Here is a 1,060-nt window from a genome sequence, read left to right on the forward strand (position 1 = left end):
GCCCATCGGCGTCGTCGGCGCCATCGGCCCCTGGAACTGGCCCATGATGATCACCATCTGGCAGATCGCCCCCGCCCTGCGCATGGGCAACACCGCCGTCGTCAAACCCTCCAAAATGACCCCCCTCTCCGTCCTGGCCCTGATCAAGGTCCTCAACGACGAACTCCCCGACGGCGTCCTGACCGCCATCGCCGGCGACCGCGAAGTCGGCGCCCGCCTCGCCGAACACCCCGCCATCGGCAAAATCATGTTCACCGGCTCCACCGCCGCCGGCCGCGCCATCATCAAATCCTCCGCCGACACCATCAAACGCCTCACCCTGGAACTGGGCGGCAACGACGCCGGCATCGTCCTGCCCGACGCCGACCCCGCCGCGATCGCCGAAGGCCTGTTCTGGGGCGCGTTCCTCAACACCGGCCAAACCTGCGCCGCCCTCAAACGCCTCTACGTCCACACCGACATCTACGACGCCGTCTGCGACGAACTCACCAAGGTCGCCGCCGCCATGCCCATGGGCAACGGCCTCGACGAAAACAACGTCCTCGGCCCCCTGCAAAACAAAGCCCAATACGACATCGTCGCCAACCTCGTCGAAGAAGCCCGCACATCCGGCGCCCGGATCCTGCTCGGCGGCAACCCCGACACCGGCCAACCCGGCTACTTCTACCCCACCACCCTCGTCGCCGACATCGACAACACCAACCCCCTCGTCACCGAAGAACAGTTCGGCCCCGCCCTGCCCATCATCCGCTACAGCACCATCGACCAGGCCATCGAATACGCCAACGGACTCGACGTCGGACTCGGCGCCTCCGTCTGGTCCCCCAACCTCCCCGCAGCCCGCGAAGTCGCCAACCGCATCCAGGCCGGCACCGTCTGGATCAACAAACACGGCAACGTCGACCCCCGCATCCCCTTCGGCGGAGCCAAACAATCCGGCTACGGCCTCGAATTCGGCGTCGAAGGCCTCAAAGCCCTCGGCGTCCCCCAGATCATCAACGGCTAACCCCACCCACCAAACAGCAAGGGCCGCCGCCCCCGCGACGGCGGCCCTTTCTCT

1 protein-coding gene is annotated in these 1,060 nt (G+C 66.8%); it reads left to right on the plus strand.

Annotated elements, in window-relative coordinates; all coding sequences use genetic code 11:
- A partial coding sequence (locus tag ARGLB_RS05060) for an aldehyde dehydrogenase family protein (protein WP_003799655.1) occupies positions 1 to 1,006 on the plus strand: 1,006 nt, incomplete at its 5' end.
- Between the last annotated feature and the right edge of the window lie 54 nt (positions 1,007 to 1,060).

The organism is Arthrobacter globiformis NBRC 12137 (assembly GCF_000238915.1).
Lineage (GTDB): Bacteria > Actinomycetota > Actinomycetes > Actinomycetales > Micrococcaceae > Arthrobacter > Arthrobacter globiformis.